The following is an 18,530-nucleotide window of genomic DNA, read 5'->3' on the forward strand; positions in this document are numbered from 1 at the left end:
TATGCAAGTCGAAAAAAGAGGACTTAATTTTAAGTCCTCTTTTCAGTTTGAAATACATTTGGAATGTGGTGGTGCTTACCATCTTAGGTCGACACTGAGAGGAGTGTCGCTGCCGCATTGCTCACCACACATCTCATCATAAGCACTGTTGTGAACCAGCGTCGCAGAGGTGATTGAGTGGTCATGAAAGTGGTCGCGCACTTGGTTGAGGCTCATAAACTTTTTCGGGTGCTGGTCGCTGTCCATCACCAGTCTTCGGTTATGGTCTGTGACTTGATAAGCAAGGTAGATACCGCCTTCAAATGATTCAATCAGTAAGTTCATAACACACTCCGATGTTTCGTTAAGAGGAAATCTTTGTCTGTTACGTTGAAGTGCTGGGCAAGGTTCAGAAGAGACACAAAAAAAAGCAGGCCAAAGCCTGCTTTTCGAAGTCTAGAATGGTCGTAACTGCGATTAACGCATCGTTACGAACTCCTCAGAACCTGTAGGGTGGATAGCTACAACTGAGTCGAAATCTGCTTTGGTTGCGCCCATCTTCATTGCTACGCCGAAGCCTTGAATCATCTCATCTACAGTGAAGCCGATGCCGTGTAGACCAACAACAGTCTCTTCTTCGCCCGCACATACAAGCTTCATCTTACAAGGTTGGCGGTGCTTAGTAACCGCTGTGTACATAGCGGTGAAGCCAGACGTGTAGACCTTGATGTTGTCTTTGCCGTACTTCTCTTCAGCTTCTTGCGTTGTTAGACCAATGGTGCCGATTGGTGGGTGGCTGAATACCACAGTTGGTACCAAATCGTAGTCCATCTTAGCGTTAGTTTTGCCGTTGAATAGGCGCTCAGAAAGTTGACGACCTGCTTTAACAGCAACGGGTGTTAGCTCGATACCACCTTCCATGATGTCACCTACACAGTAGATGCCAGGAACGTTAGTTGTTTGGTATTCGTCTACCTTGATGTAGCCGCGATCGTTCGTTTCTACACCTGTTGAAGCTAGGTTGATTGCGTCAGTCGCAGGGTGACGACCGATCGCCCAGATTAGAGTATCAACGTTCTGGCTTTCACCGTTTTCTAGGTGAAGCGTTAGGCTACCATCTGCTTCTTTAACCACTTCTTTAGGTACAGAGTGAGTGTGCAGAGTTGGGCCTTCAGCGTCCATCACTTCAACTAATGTTTCGATGATCATTGGATCAAAGCTACGTAGTGGAGACTCTTTACGGCAGAACAGGTGTGTTTCTGTGCCCAGTGCGTGTAGAACGCCTGCGATTTCAACGGCAATGTAGCCAGCACCGATAACCGCGACGCGCTTTGGTTGCTCAGCAAGGTCGAAGAAGCCGTTTGAATCAATACCGTATTCAGCGCCTGGAATGTTTGGAATTGTTGGACGACCACCCACTGCGATCAGGATGTGATCTGCTGTGTAGTGTTCACCGTTCACTTCAACCGTTTTCTCGTCAACAAACTTAGCAAAGCCTTTAATCACGTTAACTTTGTTGTTGCCTAGAACACGGTCGTAAGATTGGTGGATACGACCAATATAAGCTTGGCGGCTCTCAACCAGTTTGCTCCAGTCGAAGCCTTTTACATCTACATCGAAGCCGTAGTCTTCTGCGTATAGGTTCATCGCTTCTGCCACTTGAGCACCGTGCCACATAACCTTTTTAGGAACACAGCCAACGTTTACACATGTGCCGCCTAGGTCTTGTGCTTCGATAAGTGCAACCTTTGCGCCGTACATTGCTGCACGGTTTGCTGATGCAATACCGCCAGAACCACCGCCGATACAGATATAATCAAAATGAGTCGCCATTACTTTCTCCAAGAGCTTATTTATTTTGTTGATAACAATTACATTGGGGTGCGTCTGAGTGAACTCAACGTCATCAACATGAATTGTTACCTATCCTATGCTGCTATCATAAATCGAGTCTAGCAATTTACTAAATGGGAAAAAGTGACATTGCTTATGACAAATAGCGATGAGACAGCAACAAAGCGGAATAAGACATCACTCCGCTTTGCTGGAATGGATGAGAAGTTTAGCCACAGCAGCTGTTTGAGCCACATCCGCTCTGAGCTTGCACGTCCTTACCATCAGCAAGATACGTGTTGGTGAGGTAGAAGTCGCTAAACAGCTTAACGAAATCTTCGGAAACGGTTTTTTCGACTAACCCCGACTCTAGAACATTTTTCTGCCAGGCCTGCATTTTTGGTAAACCACAGAAGAAGTCGTAGCCAGAGTGTGCCTTCACGATCGCAGCACGGTGAAGCAGCGGTAGCCACGCCATATCAACATTGCTCATTTCATCCGACTTGAAGAACTTGGTGTCACCGGATAGTTGGTTCTCGGCTTTTTGGAACGCTTTAATCAGTTTCTCTGCACGCTCTTCAAAGGTTTGTTTATCCTTGCTACTCATGGTGCCGCATTGAGGCAGATAGTGTTTCGAGCCTAAATAACTCCATGCGCGGTCTAGGGCGCGTTGTTCATTGGTCACGCCTTGCTCTAGTGGGCCAAACTCATCTTCAATGTACTCGATGATCGCATCTGACTCGAATAGCGCTGTGCCAGACTCGGTCACCATCACTGGTACTTGGCCGTTTGGCGAGATATCGAGGAACCACTGTGGCTTGTCTTTTAGGTTGATGTACTCAATCTCGTAAGGGATCTGTTTTGCTTCTAGCGCTGCAGTGACACGTTGAACAAATGGGCAAATTTTGAAGCTGATAACTTTAATCATGGGGTTTTTCTCACTCTAAGAATTAGTTTACCTACACTCTTAAGACGAGGGTCAGTGAGAAAAGACGAAGCTGAGACGAAAAAATTTACCTTCTAATAAATAAAAAGTGCAGCGAGAGGTTCGCTGCACTTTTATCTTTTTGATTCTATTTGAATAAACTTAAGACAATTTATTCAGGAACAATCCAGTCGACTTTCCAGTGGCCAGTTGCTGGCGCAATGGCGTCTTTTAGGAACGGCAGAATCTCTTTCATCTGGCTTTCCAGTTTCCAAGGTGGGTTAATCACGATCATACCCGAAGCTGTCATACCGCGTTCATTGGTGTCTGGCGATACACCAAGTTCAATTTGCAGAATCTTACGAATGCCGAGACCTTCCAACCCCTCAATCATGTCTTCGATATCACAGCGGTTAACTACTGGGTACCAAATCGCGTAAATGCCCGTAGCCCAGCGCTTATGGCTTTGGAAGATTGCGTTTACGACATCGCGATACTCTTTTGCTAGCTCATAAGGTGGATCGATCAAAACCAGACCGCGGCGCTCTTTTGGAGGTAGGCTGCCCTTAAGTCGCTTGAAGCCATCTTCTTTGTAGATAGAGACTTGGCGATCGCGGTGGAACTCTTGCTCAAGCAGTGGGTGATCGGCTGGGTGCAGCTCAGTCAGTACCATACGGTCTTGTTCACGTAGGTGAGCGCGAGCAACACGTGGTGAGCCTGGGTAGTAACGCAGTTTTTCACCGTTGTTGAGGGTTGCGATAGCGTCTAGGTAGCTTTGAATCTCTTCTGGAATCTGCTTTTGATCCCATACACGTGCAATACCTTGCTTGTATTCGCCTGTTTTTTCCGACCATTCATGAGTTAAGTCGTAGCGACCAACACCAGAGTGGGTGTCGTGGTAGACAAAAGGTTTGTCCTTCTGCTTCAGTGAATTAAGAATAAGGCTTTGTACAATATGCTTAACCACATCGGCATGGTTACCCGCGTGGAAGCTGTGGCGATAACTTAACAAATTAAACTCTCGTAACACTCTCGCTATAGAGTGTGGTTGGTGTCGGTTGGTATTCTGTCTTCATTATATACCGCACTAGCTAATAAATTCTCCCCAAAATAAGTGTGTCGTCGCGCGCAGGAGTGGTTAGTTATTGGTTCTACTATTGAAATTTGCGCTTATGGACACTATTTAATAACTATTCGCATGTATTTATCCGCTGATTAAGCCTAACACTGTAAGACGACCCAATTACATAAAGACGCAAGTCTTCAAGCCAAAGGAATGTTTATATGTCTAACCCGCTATTAACCTTCACGGACCTACCGCCGTTTTCACAGATCACCCCTGCGCACGTCAAGCCAGCGGTAGAGCAAGTGATTGAAGAGTGTCGCAATAAGATAGAACAAGTACTTGAAGGTAATACCTCGCCAAGCTGGGATAACCTAGTGGCGCCAATTGAAGAGGTGGATGACCGCCTAAGCCGTATTTGGTCGCCAGTGAGTCATATGAACTCGGTCGTGAACAGTGATGAGCTACGCGAAGCTTACGAGAGTTGTTTGCCGTTGTTATCTGAATACGGCACTTGGGTTGGTCAACATAAAGGCTTGTTTGAGGCTTACAAATCGATCAAAGCGAGTGATGAGTTTGCGTCACTGAGCCAAGCTCAGAAGAAAACCATTACCGATGCGCTGCGCGATTTTGAGCTGTCAGGCATTGGCCTACCTGCTGACGAACAACACCGTTACGGCGAAATCAGCAAGCGTATGTCAGAGCTAGGCTCGCAATTCTCAAACAACGTGCTCGATGCCACTATGGGTTGGAGCAAGCAGATCACAGACGTTGCAGAGCTTGCTGGTATGCCTGAATCTGCACTGGCTGCACTGGCTGCAGCGAAAGCAGCGGCAGAAGCCAAAGAGCAAGAGGGCTACCTGCTAACATTAGACATTCCATCTTACCTTCCAGTGATGACTTACTGTGATAACCAAGCGCTACGCCAAGAGCTGTATGAAGCGTATGTCACTCGTGCTTCGGATCGTGGTCCAAACGCAGGTAAGTGGGACAACAGCGAGATCATCACCGAGCAACTGAAACTGCGTCACGAAATCGCACGCATGCTTGGCTTTGGTACCTACAGCGAGAAATCTCTGGCAACCAAAATGGCAGAAACGCCAGATCAGGTTCTGGGTTTCTTGAATGACTTAGCGGTGAAAGCGAAACCACAAGGCGAGCGTGAAGTGGAAGAGCTGCGTCAGTTCGCTGAAAAAGAGTTTGGCGTGTCTGAATTAGAGCTTTGGGATATCGCTTACTACAGCGAAAAGCAGAAGCAGCACCTATTTGAGATCTCCGATGAAGAGCTGCGCCCTTACTTCCCAGAGTCAAAAGCGGTCTCTGGTCTATTTGAAGTACTAAGCCGTGTGTTTGGTATGACGGTGAAAGAGCGTGAAGGAGTGGATACTTGGCATGAGTCAGTGCGCTTCTTTGACATCTTTGATGCTAACGAAACACTGCGTGGCAGCTTCTACCTAGACTTGTACGCACGTGAGCACAAGCGCGGCGGTGCATGGATGGATGACTGCCGTGGCCGTCGTATTACTGAAGCGGGTGAACTGCAAACCCCGGTGGCTTACCTAACGTGTAACTTCAACAAGCCTGTTGGCGATAAGCCTGCACTGTTTACCCACGATGAAGTGGTAACTCTGTTCCATGAGTTTGGCCATGGTATTCACCACATGTTGACTCAGGTTGAGGCTGGTGCTGTTTCTGGCATTAATGGTGTGCCTTGGGATGCGGTTGAGCTGCCAAGTCAGTTCCTAGAAAACTGGTGTTGGGAAGAAGAGGCACTGGCGTTTATCTCAGGTCACTACGAAACTGGTGAAGCGCTGCCAAAAGAGATGCTAGAGAAGATGCTAGCGGCGAAGAACTTCCAATCTGCGATGTTTATTCTGCGTCAGCTAGAGTTCGGACTGTTCGACTTTACTCTTCACACTACCTACGACCCAGAAGTTGGTGCGCGTGTGCTTGAAACACTGGCGGATGTGAAATCTAAAGTAGCGGTATTGCCAAGCCTAGAATGGAACCGCTTCTCACACAGCTTTAGCCATATTTTTGCTGGTGGCTACAGTGCGGGTTACTACAGCTATTTGTGGGCAGAGGTGTTGTCATCGGATGCGTTCTCAGCATTTGAAGAAGAAGGCATCTTCAATACCGAAACCGGTAAACGCTTCCTAAACAACATCCTAGAGATGGGTGGCAGTGAAGAGCCTATGGAGCTATTTAAGCGCTTCCGTGGTCGTGAGCCACAAATCGATGCGATGCTGCGTCATGCAGGCATCAGCGCTTAATATCGGGTTGGTCTGAATGTAAAAAGAGCCTCTTCGTGAGGCTCTTTTTGTCTTTATTTATCAAACTATTACGGGTTCACATTGCGATTGATTGGGTTTTGCAGCGAGATCAGCGTCTCTGTCGATTGCACCTCATCAATTGCCTGCAGCTTATCAATCAACACGTATTGCAGCTCTTCAATCGACTTACACATCAGTTTGACAAAAATGTTGTAAGCGCCAGTGGTGTAGTAGGCCTCGACCACTTCATCGAGCGCGTTTAGTTTGGCGATGGCGGAGTGGTAGTCTTTCGCCGCATTAAGGTTGATACCAATAAAACAACACACGTCGTAGCCAAGCTTCTTGGTGTTCACCACCACCTCTGTGCCCTCAATGACTTCGGCCGATTTCATTTTCTCGATGCGTACGTGGATGGTCGCAGGGCTGACATCGAATTGCTTTGCCATCTCAGCATAAGGTGTGCGAGCGTCTTCCATTAAGGTTTTGAGAATGGCGCGATCTAAATCATCAAGACGAGCGGTTGAAGTCGACATGCAAACCTCTGTGAATTGGTTGAAAGTTTAATAGCTAGAGTACACATCATAGCCAAGGGTGATAATATTAGCAGCAAGTATGTTGTTAGGGTGAGCTTAGTGCGATTTTCGTTGTTTTTTATTCTTTTGAGCTGGAGCTTTTTGGTTTCTGCTCAATCAAAAGATGTATTGGTTGTTCACTCTTACCACCAAGGCTTTTTCTGGACCGATAACTTTCAAAAAGCACTGGTCACAGAGCTCGACCGCGATGATATTTCCTATCGTGTGGTGTATTTGGACAGCAAACGGGCTCAAAGCGAAGAGTACTTCGACAAACTCTATCAACTCTACCGTACTAAGCTCGCCAATGAAGAGTTTTCCGCGATTGTGGTGAGCGATAATAACGCGCTCAATCTCATGAAGAGGCTCGCTCCTGAGCTGAAAGGTACCCCAGTTGTTTTTGGTGGTATCAACAACTACTCCCCTTCGATGACCGAAGGGCTTAATGCGACAGGTATAACCGAAGATATTGATCTCAATAGCAACGTTACACTGATAAGACGCTTGCAACCCATGGCGAAGAAGATCTATATCGTTTCAGACTTCTCGGTAACAGGCGAAGCAGTTCGTGCACAAGTGGATCGCCATTTAGAGAAATACCCTGAGCACGCTTCGTTTATTGAACATTATCAACCGAACTCGTATCGCGATTTGGTGACCTTTTCTCAGCAAGCTGATATGACTAAGAGCATACTCTTCTGGGTTTATTATCGTGATGCAAAAGGCAATGTGAGTAGTGATGACGATTGGCGTGAACTGAATAAACTGACGAAAATGCCAATCTATATGGTACATGACCTCGGCTTGGGCTTTGGTGCCATTGGTGGTGTGATTCAGAGTGGCTTGAGTCAAGGGCGTGAAACTGGACGTACCCTGCGACGTATTCTCGCCAATCCAAAGCAAGTCCTGCCACCTGTTCTTGAAGGTGCAGCGGAAATTAAACTCGATTACCAGCAACTCAATCGATGGGAACTCGGTGACCACAACGATATATCGGCGACTTTTTACAATAAACCGCAGCCTTTCTTTGAGCGCTATCAAGACGAGATCCGAACTCTAGGGCTGCTGTTTCTGGCGATGGGCTGCGTGATTATTACCTTGGTTTACTACCTTAACCGCCTTAAGAAGAGTGAGCGTGACAGTCGTAAGAGCCAGCTTTTATTGGAGTCTATTTTCGATCAGAGCTTACAGTTTATGGGCATCATCGATCGCGATGGTGTGCTGCTCTCTAGTAATAGTAAGTTGCATGAGTTGTTCTACAACCAAGGTTATCAGGTGGGCACGCCTATCTATCAGCATCAGCACTGGGAAGACGCGGCGAGTGAGGCGCTCAAGAAGTACTTCATGGGTGCACAATCATACACATCGCTACGTTTTGAAGCCGAAGTGTGGTGTCGAGATAGAGGGGTGCTGGTGCTGGATATCTCACTTAAGCCAATGCCGGATAGCGAATCCAATGAGCTGCAATTCCTATTTGAAGCGCGTGATGTGACCTCTAGAAAGCTTGCCGAGAACAAGCTATTCCAACGTGAAGCGAATCTCAAGCTCTATTACGATAAACAGCCCGTGATGATGATTACATTGGATGAGAACAATCGCATTCAACAGGTAAACCAGTTTGCGGAAGAACTGTTAGGTTACCCATTAAGCGAGTTGCTTGGCCATCGACCTCGTGAGTTTTATGTCGACCGAAATGCAATGATCCCGCGTCAAATCTTACTTCAGCCACAGCATAAATCTCGTGGAGTATGGCGTCGTGATATCCAATATCGTCATGCTGATGGCAGCAAGATCTGGATTCGTGAAAATATTCGTCCTCTGGTCGACTCGAATCAGTTACTGATTGTTGGCGAAGACATCACTGAAACTCACGAACTGGCCGAGCAGTTAGAATATCAAGCGCGTTACGACTTGCTGACTCACACCTTTAACCGCAACCACTTTGAGCAAGAGCTGCAAAAGGCGCTGAAAGAGGTTGAGAGCCACATGCGCACTCATGCGATGTTGTTCCTCGATCTTGACCAACTTAAGGTTCTTAATGATACCGCGGGTCATGAAGCGGGTGATGCCGCGATCTTATTTAGCGCGGGCTTGCTTGAAAATGTGCTGCCATACAATGCGGTATTGGCGCGCATGGGCGGTGATGAGTTTGCCGTGTTACTAAAAGATTGTACCGAGAGAGATGCGGTCAATGTGTGTCGCAGCATTATCGCAATGATGGGTGATAACGCCTTCCTTTGGGATGATATTCAGCTCAATCTCACCTGTTCGATCGGTATTCGTTTGATTGACCATACCGCGGCTTCCCCGCAAATGGTGCACGCTCAAGCTGATGCGGCTTGTCATGCAGCCAAAGAAGAGGGGAGAAACCGCTACAACCTTTACCATCAAGATGATGAAGATCTGCGTCGACGTCATTTAGAGATGGAGTGTGTCAACTTGGTGCATGAGGCATTGGCTAATGATCGCATTGAGCTGTTTGCCCAACGAATTCTTGGCTTAGATAAACAAAGCGAATTGATGCACTTTGAGATACTGGTGCGAATCAAGAATAATAATGGTGAGTACATCTCTCCAGGGATCTTTATGCCGGCATCAGAGCGCTATAACATCGCTCACTTGATTGATCGCCAAGTAGTGAGCCAAACTCTAGCTTGGCTGGAAGAGAACCATGGTGTGGTCGAAGAGTTAGGAATGTGCTCGATTAACCTCTCTGGTCACTCGATGGGTAACCGCGAGTTCGTTGAGTTCTTGATTGATAGCCTAGAACAGTCAATTGTGCCGTGCGACAAAATCTGTCTAGAGATCACTGAAACGGCGGCGATGAGTAACATGAAGCAGGCGATCAAGCTGTTTACGCGCTTGAAGGAGCTAGGCTGTATGATTGCTCTTGATGACTTTGGCTCGGGCTTATCTTCGTTTGGCTACTTGAAGAAGCTACCCGTTGATATCGTGAAAATTGATGGCTTGTTTGTGCGTGATATTGATGTCAACGAAATGGACCACGTCATGGTGCGCTCAATCAATGATCTTGCTAAACAGATGGGCAAATACACGGTGGCAGAGTTTGTAGAGAACACCCAGATCATCGATAAGCTTATCGAGCTTGGGGTAAACTACGCACAAGGCTACATTATAGGGCGTCCGAAGCCGTTAGCGGAGCTGGTGGAAGAGCTAAGACAAGAGCGTTCGCTTTAACGGGTAAGTACGCTGGCATCCAAACAGAAAGTCATTCCAAAATTACGTATTTTTGAGGCAATCAGGTAAACTGGTTGCCTCAACTATTTTGAATCATCGAGTCCTCTGGAGACAACCTTGCAACTACAACTGATTTGCGAAGACGCAAGCCAAATCGAACGCCTCAATGAGCTAGCAACACGCTGGCACCTTTCTCATGATGAGAACAGTGTATTTGCCTTGGTGCTCACCAGTGACAGACTCGAATTGCGCAAAGTCGATGAGCCTAAGCTTGGTGCCATTTTTGTTGATTTGGTTGGTGGTGCAGTAGGGCACCGACGTAAGTTTGGTGGTGGTAAAGGCCAAGCTATTGCTAAGGCTGCGGGTCTTAACAAAGGCGCGACACCGACCATACTCGACGGTACGGCTGGGCTAGGGCGTGATGCATTTGTATTGGCATCATTGGGCTGTAAAGTGCAGATGGTTGAGCGTCACCCTGTGGTTGCTGCTCTGCTGGATGATGGTCTGCAGCGTGCCAAGCAAGACTCGGATATTGGTGCTTGGGTGAGTGAGCGTATGAGCCTGATTCATGCCTCAAGCCACGATGCGTTGGACAAGTTGAGTGATGATCCAGATTTTGCTCAGCCAGATGTCGTCTATCTTGATCCTATGTATCCACACCCTGAAAACAAGAAAAAGTCGGCTTTGGTGAAGAAAGAGATGCGCGTGTTCCAATCACTTGTGGGTGCAGATCTCGATGCTGATGGATTACTACAGCCCGCTTTGAAGCTTGCTGCGAAGCGTGTTGTCGTGAAAAGACCCGATTATGCCGCTTGGTTGGATGAGCAAAAGCCGAGTATGGCGATTGAGACTAAAAAGAACCGTTTTGATGTGTACGTAAAAGCATCAATGACTTAGCGGAAGATAGAAAAATCGTTCCGTCAGAAATACGCTAAAACTGAATTTTTTGCTTGCGATAGCCGTGTTAGAGATGTATATCTAACTAAGAATTATTATTATTCTTAGCTGGAGTTGTAGCATGGCTAAACGCTTTTGTAAGTTAAACCGTCGAGACATTACTGAACACCTAGGCGAAATTCACCGTTTGGTGAGTGAACCTAAGTTTGTGTGCCGTTCGTGTGCTCGCTCGTCTGCCGATAAAGCCAATCTATGCAAGCCCGCTGCAATTCCCCCTGCAAGTTGCCAAAGTAAGCCAGACAGCGAAAAGGTTGCTTGTGGATTGCTTGCAGAGACGCTAACTTCAGCACCTGCTAACGTCCTTAGCCAAGAGATCGTGAGCCTAGCGCCTTCGGCGAAAAGCGTGGAAAACAGCAAGTCTCAACTTGTTGTTAAGAAAGTACAAGCTCAAAAGCTACAAGCGAAGAAAGCACAAATGAATCAGGTATTGGAAGCACCGTTGTCGCCTTCATCGGAACTGCTTGATAAGAGTGAGTTGAAACGCGCTAAGAAAGTGGCGAAAAAGCAGAAGAAGTACAACAAGAAGCTGGCTAAGATGATCAAAAAGCAGCAAAAACTGTACAAAAAAAGCCGCAAGCTGCAGAGCGAGCTGGAAGGCATTAACCTGCAAGTCGATAGCTCTGCTCTAACCGTGAATGCAGCCCCAAAAGTGAGTCATATTCATTAGGGCAACGAACCTAAAACAGAATTGAATCAAAAAGAGCGACCTTAGGTCGCTCTTTTTGATTGTTGCTTCTTAAGCTTTGCTCAGGCTCTGTTCAACACGCTTTTTAACCCAAGTTTCGTTGACCCACAGAGACAACAAGATGATCGCACCGCCAATCGACAACCTTGTCAGGTCGACGTCGCGGTTCCAAATTAGGATGTTTACCACCAAGCCCGCTGGCACCAACGCATTGTTCATTACGGCTAGTGCGCCAGCGTTGACCATGCTTGCGCCTTTGTTCCAGAAGAAGTAGCCCAGACCAGAAGCGATCAAGCCAAGGTAAATTAAGATGCCCCACTGAGTCAACGTGGTTGGTAGCTTATCTGGATTGCCCAATAGTAAGAAAGCAACCGACGCTACACATAGCGCGCCCAAGTAAAAGTAGCCAAAAATAGTATGCTGAGGGAGCTCAACTGATTCCTGTTCCATAAGGGTTTTGTAGCCAACCTGACCAATGGCAAAGCAGAGGTTAGCACCTTGAACAACAAGGAAACCCATCAAGAAGTTGTCACTCACGCCTGCGAACTTAATGAAAGCAGCACCCACCACTGCGATCGCGGCCGTTACCAAATACCACGGCGAAAACTGGCCTTTCAAGAAATCATAAATCAGAGTGACGTAAATCGGGGTGAAGACGGTGAACAGCAACACCTCTGGTACCGATAGCAGTAGAAATGATTGATAGTAGAAGCAGTACATCAAGCCAAGCTGAATACCGCCGATGGTCATCAGTTTCGCGATCAGTTTTTTTGAAATGCCTCGAAATTTCAAGAAAGGAAGGAATACCAATCCGGCAAGCGCGACGCGCATCCAGACAGAAAACCATGAATCAACCTGACCCGCGAGATAAACCCCGATCAGGCTGAATGAGAAGGCCCATAGAAGGGTAACACCAACTAAATAACGCATAACAATAGTACATTGTGAAAGTATTCGCTTATGTTACCCAACTGTAACGAATTAGTCTTCCGGATCCCGTAATGGAATGACCAGCATATCGACAGGCGTGGCGTTGATCAGTTGACGAGTCGATGATAGCAGCTTACTCCAGAAATCCTGGTGGTGGCCGCAAACTACGAGGTCCACATTGTACTCTTTAATGGTGTCGCACAGTTCATGGCTGAGATCTCCACTACCCACTAAGGTATGGGTGATCGGGTATTGCGCGTGCTCAGCAAAGTTGCTCAACTGGATGCGAGAAGCTTCCATGGCGTTGTGCTGGGTTTCCGCCATGTTGATATCAATTAGCCCGGTGTAGAGCTCTGCGTAGTTGATATCGATGTGGATAAAAGAGACTTTGGCATCCAGCGGTTTCGCTAGTGCGACTGCTTTGTCTACGATCAGTTTGCTGTCGTCAGATAAATCGACGGCGACCAAAATATGTTTGTAACTCATACCGCTATCTCCTTACTCATTGTCTAACTAAAGATTAGCACTAAGGCAGGTGTTTTTTTGCTGAAGTGATCTCATATCCACTCTCTTGCGTAAAACCATGCCGAAACAATGGTTAACTAATAGCCTGCGAGATATTCATAAAATAGTGATATAGTAGGGAAAACGAAGGCGTAATTAGGAGACGTAAATGCTGTCTACAACTATGGTTGAACAACTGAATGAGCAAATTAACCTAGAATTTTTCTCATCCAATCTATACTTACAAATGAGTGCTTGGTGTGAAGATAAAGGATTTGAAGGAGCAGCAGAGTTTTTACGCGCTCATGCAGTGGAAGAAATGGAACATATGCAGCGTTTGTTCACTTACGTAAGTGAAACAGGTGCAATGCCTATTTTAGGTGCGATTGAAGCACCAAAGCATGAGTTTGAGAGCCTAGGTGCTGTTTTCCGCGAGACTTACGAACATGAGCAGATGATCACTGAGAAGATCAATAAACTGGCTCACGTTGCTTTCAGCACACAAGATTACTCTACCTTTAACTTCCTGCAGTGGTATGTCGCTGAACAGCACGAGGAAGAGAAGCTATTCAAAGGTATTCTGGACAAGCTAGAACTTGTTGGTGAAGACGGTAAAGCCCTATTCTTCATCGATAAAGACTTAGCGCAATTGGCAAAAGATGGTTCATCTTCAATTATGGATGCTCCTGCAGCGGTATAAGCTGTAAGAAAAAGCTCTGATTGTCTTTTTCTTTTGAGCGCCCTGTGAGGATGTAGGGAGGAAAGGATGATCAGTGGCGATACGATTCTATTTGCATTGATGGTTGTAACCTGCGTGAATTTGGCTCGCTATGTTACGGCACTCAGAAAACTCATCTATATCATGCGCGAAGCGCACCCGCTTTTGTATCAACAAGTCGATGGTGGTGGTTTCTTCACGACCCATGGCAATGTGACCAAGCAGGTGAGGCTATTTAGCTATATCAAGAGCAAAGAGTACCACCATCACCATGACCCGGTATTTACGGGTAAATGCGATAGAGTAAGAGAGTTATTCATTTTGTCGGTCTCGCTTTTGGGTGTAACCCTACTGGCGGCATTTTTGGTGTAATAGCCAAAACGTATCGTAAATAGAATGCTCTGCATTCCCACTTGATTGCGTCCTTTATTGAACGCAACGTAGGCAATTGCAAAGTTAAAATTTGACGCTAGAATAGCGGGCAACGAGTAAGGATGTGCTGATAACGCACATCCTTTTTTATTGGTAACGTCACTAGTATAGGAAGTACTGAGTGATGACTGGGTAAGATAAAGCAGAACACAATGAGTGAAAAATTTGATGTCATCGTAATTGGCGCAGGCGCCGCTGGCCTAATGTGTGCCGCTGAAGCGGGCAAAAGAGGTCGACGCGTGCTGGTGGTCGATCATGCCAAGAAACCGGGTCGAAAAATTCTGATCTCGGGCGGTGGTCGCTGTAATTTCACTAACTATGACGTGTCTGCAAATAACTACCTATGTAACAACCGCCACTTTGTGAAATCAGCGCTTTCTCAGTACACCAACTGGGACTTCATCTCTATGGTGAGCAAATACGGCATTGAGTTTGAAGAGCGCGATCACGGCCAGTTGTTCTGTGTAAACGACCATACTGCGAAAGACATTGTGAGCATGCTGCTTGCCGAATGTGACGATGCGGGTGTTCAGCAGCGCTATCGTTGCGACGTTCATTCAATAGAGAAAACAGAAGCAGGCTTTCAGCTTCACTTGAACACTGAGCAGGTTGAGTGCGAATCTTTAGTGGTTGCCACTGGTGGTTTGTCTATGCCTAAGCTGGGTGCGACACCGTTCGGCTATAAAATTGCTGAACAGTTTGGTTTGTCTGTGATCCCAACCTGCGCAGGTCTTGTGCCTTTCACTCTGCACAAAGAAGATAAAGAGGATTTCGCTGAGCTGTCTGGCATTGCGATTCCTGCAGAGATCACCGCGCAAGATGGCACTCTGTTCAAAGAAGCGCTGCTGTTTACTCACCGTGGTTTATCAGGCCCTTCTGTTCTGCAAATTTCGTCTTTCTGGAAAGCGGGTCAAGCGGTTTCGATTAACTTAGTACCTGAAGCGGATGTGGCTGAACTGCTTGAACGCTCGCGCGAGAAGCATCCAAATCAAAGCTTGAAGAATACGCTGGCGAAAGTGCTACCTAAGCGTCTGGTTGAAGCGTTAATCGAGCGTAAAGAGCTGCAAGATAAGCCTCTAAAGCAGTTCAACGAAAAGCAACTGGCAGCAATTACAGAGCACTTAGAAAACTGGAAGATCGCGCCGAATGGTACTGAAGGCTACCGCACCGCTGAGGTAACATTAGGTGGTGTCGATACCGATCAGCTTTCGTCGAAAACCATGGAGTGTAAAACGGTATCTGGCCTGTACTTTGTTGGTGAAGTGATGGACGTGACCGGTTGGTTGGGAGGCTATAACTTCCAGTGGTGTTGGAGTTCTGGCTTTGCGGCTGGGCAGTGGGTATAGCGGTTAGATAATCAGCCCAAACGTGTAGTTGCATGACAAATTTAGGCGATGAGTAAGACCCATAGAATGGCTTTTTACTCATCTCTTTGGCCGCCTCACTCTCTTTTCCTCTTCTTAAATGATAGCTTTAGCTAATCGAATAACCCTCGCAACTCATTATTTAATAATAGGTATTTCAAATTCTGACCAGAGTTAGTGTGATATATTTGACTTAGAACAGAAGAAATATGATTTAATATGACGATAATGGCGTATATAATTTATTGAGTTAACAAACGGACGTAATAGGTATTGCTGAATGCAAATTAAGAAAATGGACGCACCGCTCGATATGCAAATAGGTGCTAGATTTGATACAAAGAATCATGGCTACGTCACCGTTATCGAATACTACAATACCCATACAGTTATCGTTGCGTTTGAAAATACAGGTAATATTCGTGCTATTACGGCAGCTAAGTTACGTAGCGGCCAATTATCTGACCGTTCTGTTCCACCTCAATCCACATTAGTCGGTGAAACAGTTCAATCACCTAAGCATGGCACGTTAACGATTACAGCGGTAGAGTCTGGAAATATCGTAGTAATGGTAAATAAAGAAGGTGAAGAAGTTCGCATGCTCCTTCCTGCGGTGCAGAAAATGCGAGATCGCGAGGAAGAGGTTATTTCTGATAAAGAATCACCTAAAATGCCAACTTCATTGAGTGCACTCACTAAAAGAAATAAAAAGACGAAAGACGTTAATAGCCTGCTTAAAAAAATGCTTACCGATTACGGGAAATAAGCACAAGATTAATACTGAACTCCTATCGTATACCCAGATCACATTTTATATCTCACCTTATAATATTCTTCAAACTTATATAAAATCACCGCTTCACTCTTAAGTAGTATCGACGATTAAATCGTCTTTTTCTTTATTTTAATGAGACCTGCATCACAAGGTCATTTTGGTTTTGTGATGGTGATCTATTCTGTTTTTGGGTCTTTTCGATACTATCCTTATCAACAAATAAACGGAGACAATATAGTTTCCTGATTAAAACCCTACAGAGATTTATATTATGAAAAAGATTATGGTTGTGTGCGGAAATGGTCTTGGTACTTCTTTAATGATGGAAATGGCGGTTAAAGAAGTTGCAGGTAAAATTGGTTTAGAAGCAGAAGTTGACCATGAAGATTTATCTTCTGCTGCATCAAGCACAGCTGATATTTGGGTAGCAGCAACGGATGTAGCAAATCAATTATCTGAAGCGGGTAAAACAAACATTGTAAGCCTAGCAAATATCTTTGATAAGGCTTCAATTGAAGAGCAACTAAAAACTTTCATGTAAGGAAGTAAATAATGGCTAATTTCTTTGAGTTCATGCTTGGCTTATTAAAAGAGCCAGCAATCATGGTCGGATTAATTGCTTTTATTGGCTTGGTTGCTCAAAAAGCAGACGTTTCTACCATATTAAAAGGCACGATTAAAACTGTAATGGGTTTCCTAATTTTAGGTTTCGGTGCTGGCGCTCTTGTGGGTGCATTAAATAATTTCTCAGTCGTATTTACTGAAGCATTTGGTGTAAGTGGTGTTATTCCAAATAACGAAGCAATTGTTGCATTAGCACAAGAAGCTTTCGGTTATGAAATGGCTCTGATTATGTTCTTTGCTTTCGTTGTGAATATTCTACTGGCTCGTTTTACACCGCTTAAGTTTATTTTCTTAACTGGTCACCACACTATGTTCATGTCGATGCTAGTCGCAGTAATCCTGTCAACGGGTGGCATCCAAGGTACGTTACTGGTAGCGATGGGCTCAGTGATTGTCGGTTCTCTGATGGTGATCATGCCGGCTCTTGCTCAGAAATACACTGAAAAGGTGATGGGTACCGATCAGCTCGCTATGGGTCACTTTTCGACTTTCTCTTACCTAGTGTCTGGTTACATTGGTAGTAAGTTTGGTGATACATCAAAGTCGACGGAAGACATCAACGTGCCTAAAAGCCTGATGTTCCTTCGTGATACACCAGTAGCTGTTGCAACAACGATGGCGATCTTCTTCATGTTCGCATCAATTTTTGCAGGTCCAACATTCGTTGAAACCGTATCTGGTGGTCAAAACTGGATTGTATTTACCTTCATGCAGTCCCTTGTGTTTGCCGGTGGTGTGTACATTGTTCTGCAAGGTGTAAAGATGCTGATTGCTGAGATTGTTCCAGCATTCAAAGGTATCTCTGACAAACTGGTTCCGGGTGCTCGTCCTGCGCTTGACTGCCCGATGGTATTCCCAGTGGCACCTAATGCGGTATTGATTGGCTTCTTGTCTTCATTCGCAGCGGGTCTGATTGCAATGGCTATCCAAGGCATGTTCGATTGGACAATCATTGTGGCTGGCGTGGTTCCTCACTTCTTCGTAGGTGGTGCAGCGGGTGTTTATGGTAACGCGACGGGTGGTCTACGTGGCGCGGTGCTAGGTGCCTTTACTCAGGGTCTATGTATTTCATTCCTACCAATGCTACTGCTTCCAGTGTTAGGTGGTATGGGACTTGAAGCTACAACGTTTGCTGATTTTGACTTCGGTGTTGTTGGTCTGATTCTAGGTTGGATTGTGTCATGAGTATTCTAAAACTAACGGGCGATAACATTGTTATCTCAACGGAACAAAACTTGTCGGTTGACGCTGCGCTAGAGGTTACCTGTTCAAAATTGATTGAGAACGGCAAGGTGGAGAAATCTTACCTAGAAGCGATTCAACAGAAACACAAAGACATCGGTGCTTACTATGTGCTGGCGCCAAAGATTGCGATGCCACACGCGCGTCCTGAAGATGGTGTCAATGAAGCTTGTCTACAGGTCACCGTATTTAAGAACGGTGTTGACCTTGAGTCGGAAGACAATGGTGAAGTGTACTTCTCTATTACTCTAGCGGCGATGGACTCAGACAGCCATATTCAAACAATCATGGCGCTCTCTGAGCTGTTCCAAAACGATGATGATATTGATGCCATCATCGCTGCGAACACCAACAAAGAGATTGCGGACATCTTAGGAAAATACTGATTGTTGACTCCTGCCCCCACTTATCAAAAGGCCCTCATAACGAGGGCCTTTCTTTATTATTTCTATCAAC

18 protein-coding genes are annotated in these 18,530 nt (G+C 45.9%); 11 read left to right on the top strand and 7 right to left on the bottom strand.

Annotated elements, in window-relative coordinates; genetic code table 11:
- Nucleotides 1–75 precede the first annotated feature (75 nt).
- The 4 genes from OCV50_RS00270 to OCV50_RS00285 all read right to left on the bottom strand — a co-directional run bounded on the left by OCV50_RS00270 (nucleotide 76) and on the right by OCV50_RS00285 (nucleotide 3,749).
- A complete protein-coding gene (locus OCV50_RS00270) occupies nucleotides 76–324 on the bottom strand; it encodes a DUF6482 family protein (protein ID WP_239842171.1) in 249 nt (82 codons plus the stop codon).
- Between the two features lie 132 nt (nucleotides 325–456).
- Entirely contained in the window at nucleotides 457–1,812 is a 1,356-nt protein-coding gene (gene gorA / locus OCV50_RS00275) for a glutathione-disulfide reductase (protein ID WP_261903385.1), read from the bottom strand.
- Nucleotides 1,813–2,041: 229 nt separating this feature from the next.
- Nucleotides 2,042–2,740: a glutathione S-transferase family protein gene (locus OCV50_RS00280; RefSeq protein WP_261903386.1), complete on the bottom strand. Its 699-nt coding sequence runs from the start codon at nucleotides 2,738–2,740 to the stop codon at nucleotides 2,042–2,044.
- Nucleotides 2,741–2,909: 169 nt separating this feature from the next.
- Nucleotides 2,910–3,749 (bottom strand): 23S rRNA (adenine(2030)-N(6))-methyltransferase RlmJ, encoded by an 840-nt coding sequence (locus OCV50_RS00285; protein WP_032551040.1) that lies wholly within the window; start codon nucleotides 3,747–3,749, stop codon nucleotides 2,910–2,912.
- A 272-nt stretch (nucleotides 3,750–4,021) separates the two neighbouring features.
- Here OCV50_RS00285 and prlC point away from each other — a divergent pair, with 272 nt between their 5' ends.
- Nucleotides 4,022–6,073, top strand: a complete 2,052-nt coding sequence (prlC, locus tag OCV50_RS00290) for an oligopeptidase A (RefSeq protein ID WP_261903387.1) — start codon at nucleotides 4,022–4,024, stop codon at nucleotides 6,071–6,073.
- A gap of 68 nt (nucleotides 6,074–6,141) precedes the next feature.
- Here the strand turns inward: prlC and asnC are convergent, their stop codons facing one another.
- A complete protein-coding gene (gene asnC, locus OCV50_RS00295) occupies nucleotides 6,142–6,606 on the bottom strand; it encodes a transcriptional regulator AsnC (RefSeq protein WP_261903388.1) in 465 nt (154 codons plus the stop codon).
- Between the two features lie 99 nt (nucleotides 6,607–6,705).
- Between asnC and OCV50_RS00300 the strand changes: the two genes are divergently transcribed.
- The 3 genes from OCV50_RS00300 to OCV50_RS00310 all read left to right on the top strand — a co-directional run bounded on the left by OCV50_RS00300 (nucleotide 6,706) and on the right by OCV50_RS00310 (nucleotide 11,467).
- Nucleotides 6,706–9,843, top strand: a complete 3,138-nt coding sequence (locus OCV50_RS00300; protein ID WP_261903389.1) for an EAL domain-containing protein — start codon at nucleotides 6,706–6,708, stop codon at nucleotides 9,841–9,843.
- Between the two features lie 117 nt (nucleotides 9,844–9,960).
- Complete coding sequence (locus tag OCV50_RS00305; RefSeq protein ID WP_261903390.1) at nucleotides 9,961–10,740, top strand: class I SAM-dependent methyltransferase; 780 nt, start codon at nucleotides 9,961–9,963, stop codon at nucleotides 10,738–10,740.
- A 121-nt stretch (nucleotides 10,741–10,861) separates the two neighbouring features.
- Entirely contained in the window at nucleotides 10,862–11,467 is a 606-nt protein-coding gene (locus OCV50_RS00310) for a hypothetical protein (protein ID WP_261903391.1), read from the top strand.
- A 69-nt stretch (nucleotides 11,468–11,536) separates the two neighbouring features.
- Here OCV50_RS00310 and OCV50_RS00315 read toward each other — a convergent pair whose 3' ends face one another.
- Both OCV50_RS00315 and uspA read right to left on the bottom strand, forming a co-directional pair.
- Nucleotides 11,537–12,415 carry a carboxylate/amino acid/amine transporter gene (locus tag OCV50_RS00315; protein WP_261903392.1) on the bottom strand — a complete coding sequence of 293 codons (879 nt, stop codon included), beginning with the start codon at nucleotides 12,413–12,415 and terminating at the stop codon, nucleotides 11,537–11,539.
- A gap of 51 nt (nucleotides 12,416–12,466) precedes the next feature.
- The gene (gene uspA, locus OCV50_RS00320; protein ID WP_239842179.1) at nucleotides 12,467–12,901 is read right to left on the bottom strand and encodes a universal stress protein UspA; all 435 of its coding nucleotides are present in this window, start codon (nucleotides 12,899–12,901) and stop codon (nucleotides 12,467–12,469) included.
- Between the two features lie 187 nt (nucleotides 12,902–13,088).
- On the opposite strand from uspA, the gene ftnA reads away from it, so the two are divergent.
- The 7 genes from ftnA to OCV50_RS00355 all read left to right on the top strand — a co-directional run bounded on the left by ftnA (nucleotide 13,089) and on the right by OCV50_RS00355 (nucleotide 18,460).
- Entirely contained in the window at nucleotides 13,089–13,619 is a 531-nt protein-coding gene (gene ftnA / locus OCV50_RS00325; RefSeq protein ID WP_032551049.1) for a non-heme ferritin, read from the top strand.
- A gap of 66 nt (nucleotides 13,620–13,685) precedes the next feature.
- The gene (uspB, locus tag OCV50_RS00330) at nucleotides 13,686–14,009 is read left to right on the top strand and encodes a universal stress protein UspB (RefSeq protein ID WP_032551050.1); all 324 of its coding nucleotides are present in this window, start codon (nucleotides 13,686–13,688) and stop codon (nucleotides 14,007–14,009) included.
- A gap of 212 nt (nucleotides 14,010–14,221) precedes the next feature.
- Complete coding sequence (locus tag OCV50_RS00335; RefSeq protein WP_261903393.1) at nucleotides 14,222–15,415, top strand: BaiN/RdsA family NAD(P)/FAD-dependent oxidoreductase; 1,194 nt, start codon at nucleotides 14,222–14,224, stop codon at nucleotides 15,413–15,415.
- Between the two features lie 313 nt (nucleotides 15,416–15,728).
- Nucleotides 15,729–16,199 carry a hypothetical protein gene (locus tag OCV50_RS00340; protein ID WP_239842311.1) on the top strand — a complete coding sequence of 157 codons (471 nt, stop codon included), beginning with the start codon at nucleotides 15,729–15,731 and terminating at the stop codon, nucleotides 16,197–16,199.
- 280 nt (nucleotides 16,200–16,479) lie between these two features.
- Nucleotides 16,480–16,749 carry a PTS sugar transporter subunit IIB gene (locus OCV50_RS00345; RefSeq protein ID WP_032551053.1) on the top strand — a complete coding sequence of 90 codons (270 nt, stop codon included), beginning with the start codon at nucleotides 16,480–16,482 and terminating at the stop codon, nucleotides 16,747–16,749.
- 11 nt (nucleotides 16,750–16,760) lie between these two features.
- Nucleotides 16,761–18,017: a PTS ascorbate transporter subunit IIC gene (locus OCV50_RS00350; RefSeq protein WP_261903394.1), complete on the top strand. Its 1,257-nt coding sequence runs from the start codon at nucleotides 16,761–16,763 to the stop codon at nucleotides 18,015–18,017.
- Nucleotides 18,014–18,460 carry a PTS sugar transporter subunit IIA gene (locus tag OCV50_RS00355; protein ID WP_261903395.1) on the top strand — a complete coding sequence of 149 codons (447 nt, stop codon included), beginning with the start codon at nucleotides 18,014–18,016 and terminating at the stop codon, nucleotides 18,458–18,460. The genes OCV50_RS00350 and OCV50_RS00355 overlap by 4 nt, the downstream gene beginning before the upstream one ends.
- Nucleotides 18,461–18,530: the final 70 nt, after the last annotated feature.

This window comes from Vibrio fortis, from assembly GCF_024347475.1.
Lineage (GTDB): Bacteria > Pseudomonadota > Gammaproteobacteria > Enterobacterales > Vibrionaceae > Vibrio > Vibrio fortis.

What these genes read in the sequence shown, in the direction of transcription:
- OCV50_RS00270 (WP_239842171.1), bottom strand. Translation starts at nt 324, where the DNA reads ATGAACTTACTGATTGAATCATTTGAAGGCGGTATCTACCTTGCTTAT.
- gorA (WP_261903385.1), bottom strand. Translation starts at nt 1,812, where the DNA reads ATGGCGACTCATTTTGATTATATCTGTATCGGCGGTGGTTCTGGCGGT.
- OCV50_RS00280 (WP_261903386.1), bottom strand. Translation starts at nt 2,740, where the DNA reads ATGATTAAAGTTATCAGCTTCAAAATTTGCCCATTTGTTCAACGTGTC.
- prlC (WP_261903387.1), top strand. Translation starts at nt 4,022, where the DNA reads ATGTCTAACCCGCTATTAACCTTCACGGACCTACCGCCGTTTTCACAG.
- asnC (WP_261903388.1), bottom strand. Translation starts at nt 6,606, where the DNA reads ATGTCGACTTCAACCGCTCGTCTTGATGATTTAGATCGCGCCATTCTC.
- OCV50_RS00310 (WP_261903391.1), top strand. Translation starts at nt 10,862, where the DNA reads ATGGCTAAACGCTTTTGTAAGTTAAACCGTCGAGACATTACTGAACAC.
- OCV50_RS00315 (WP_261903392.1), bottom strand. Translation starts at nt 12,415, where the DNA reads ATGCGTTATTTAGTTGGTGTTACCCTTCTATGGGCCTTCTCATTCAGC.
- uspA (WP_239842179.1), bottom strand. Translation starts at nt 12,901, where the DNA reads ATGAGTTACAAACATATTTTGGTCGCCGTCGATTTATCTGACGACAGC.
- ftnA (WP_032551049.1), top strand. Translation starts at nt 13,089, where the DNA reads ATGCTGTCTACAACTATGGTTGAACAACTGAATGAGCAAATTAACCTA.
- uspB (WP_032551050.1), top strand. Translation starts at nt 13,686, where the DNA reads ATGATCAGTGGCGATACGATTCTATTTGCATTGATGGTTGTAACCTGC.
- OCV50_RS00335 (WP_261903393.1), top strand. Translation starts at nt 14,222, where the DNA reads ATGAGTGAAAAATTTGATGTCATCGTAATTGGCGCAGGCGCCGCTGGC.
- OCV50_RS00340 (WP_239842311.1), top strand. Translation starts at nt 15,729, where the DNA reads ATGGACGCACCGCTCGATATGCAAATAGGTGCTAGATTTGATACAAAG.
- OCV50_RS00345 (WP_032551053.1), top strand. Translation starts at nt 16,480, where the DNA reads ATGAAAAAGATTATGGTTGTGTGCGGAAATGGTCTTGGTACTTCTTTA.
- OCV50_RS00350 (WP_261903394.1), top strand. Translation starts at nt 16,761, where the DNA reads ATGGCTAATTTCTTTGAGTTCATGCTTGGCTTATTAAAAGAGCCAGCA.
- OCV50_RS00355 (WP_261903395.1), top strand. Translation starts at nt 18,014, where the DNA reads ATGAGTATTCTAAAACTAACGGGCGATAACATTGTTATCTCAACGGAA.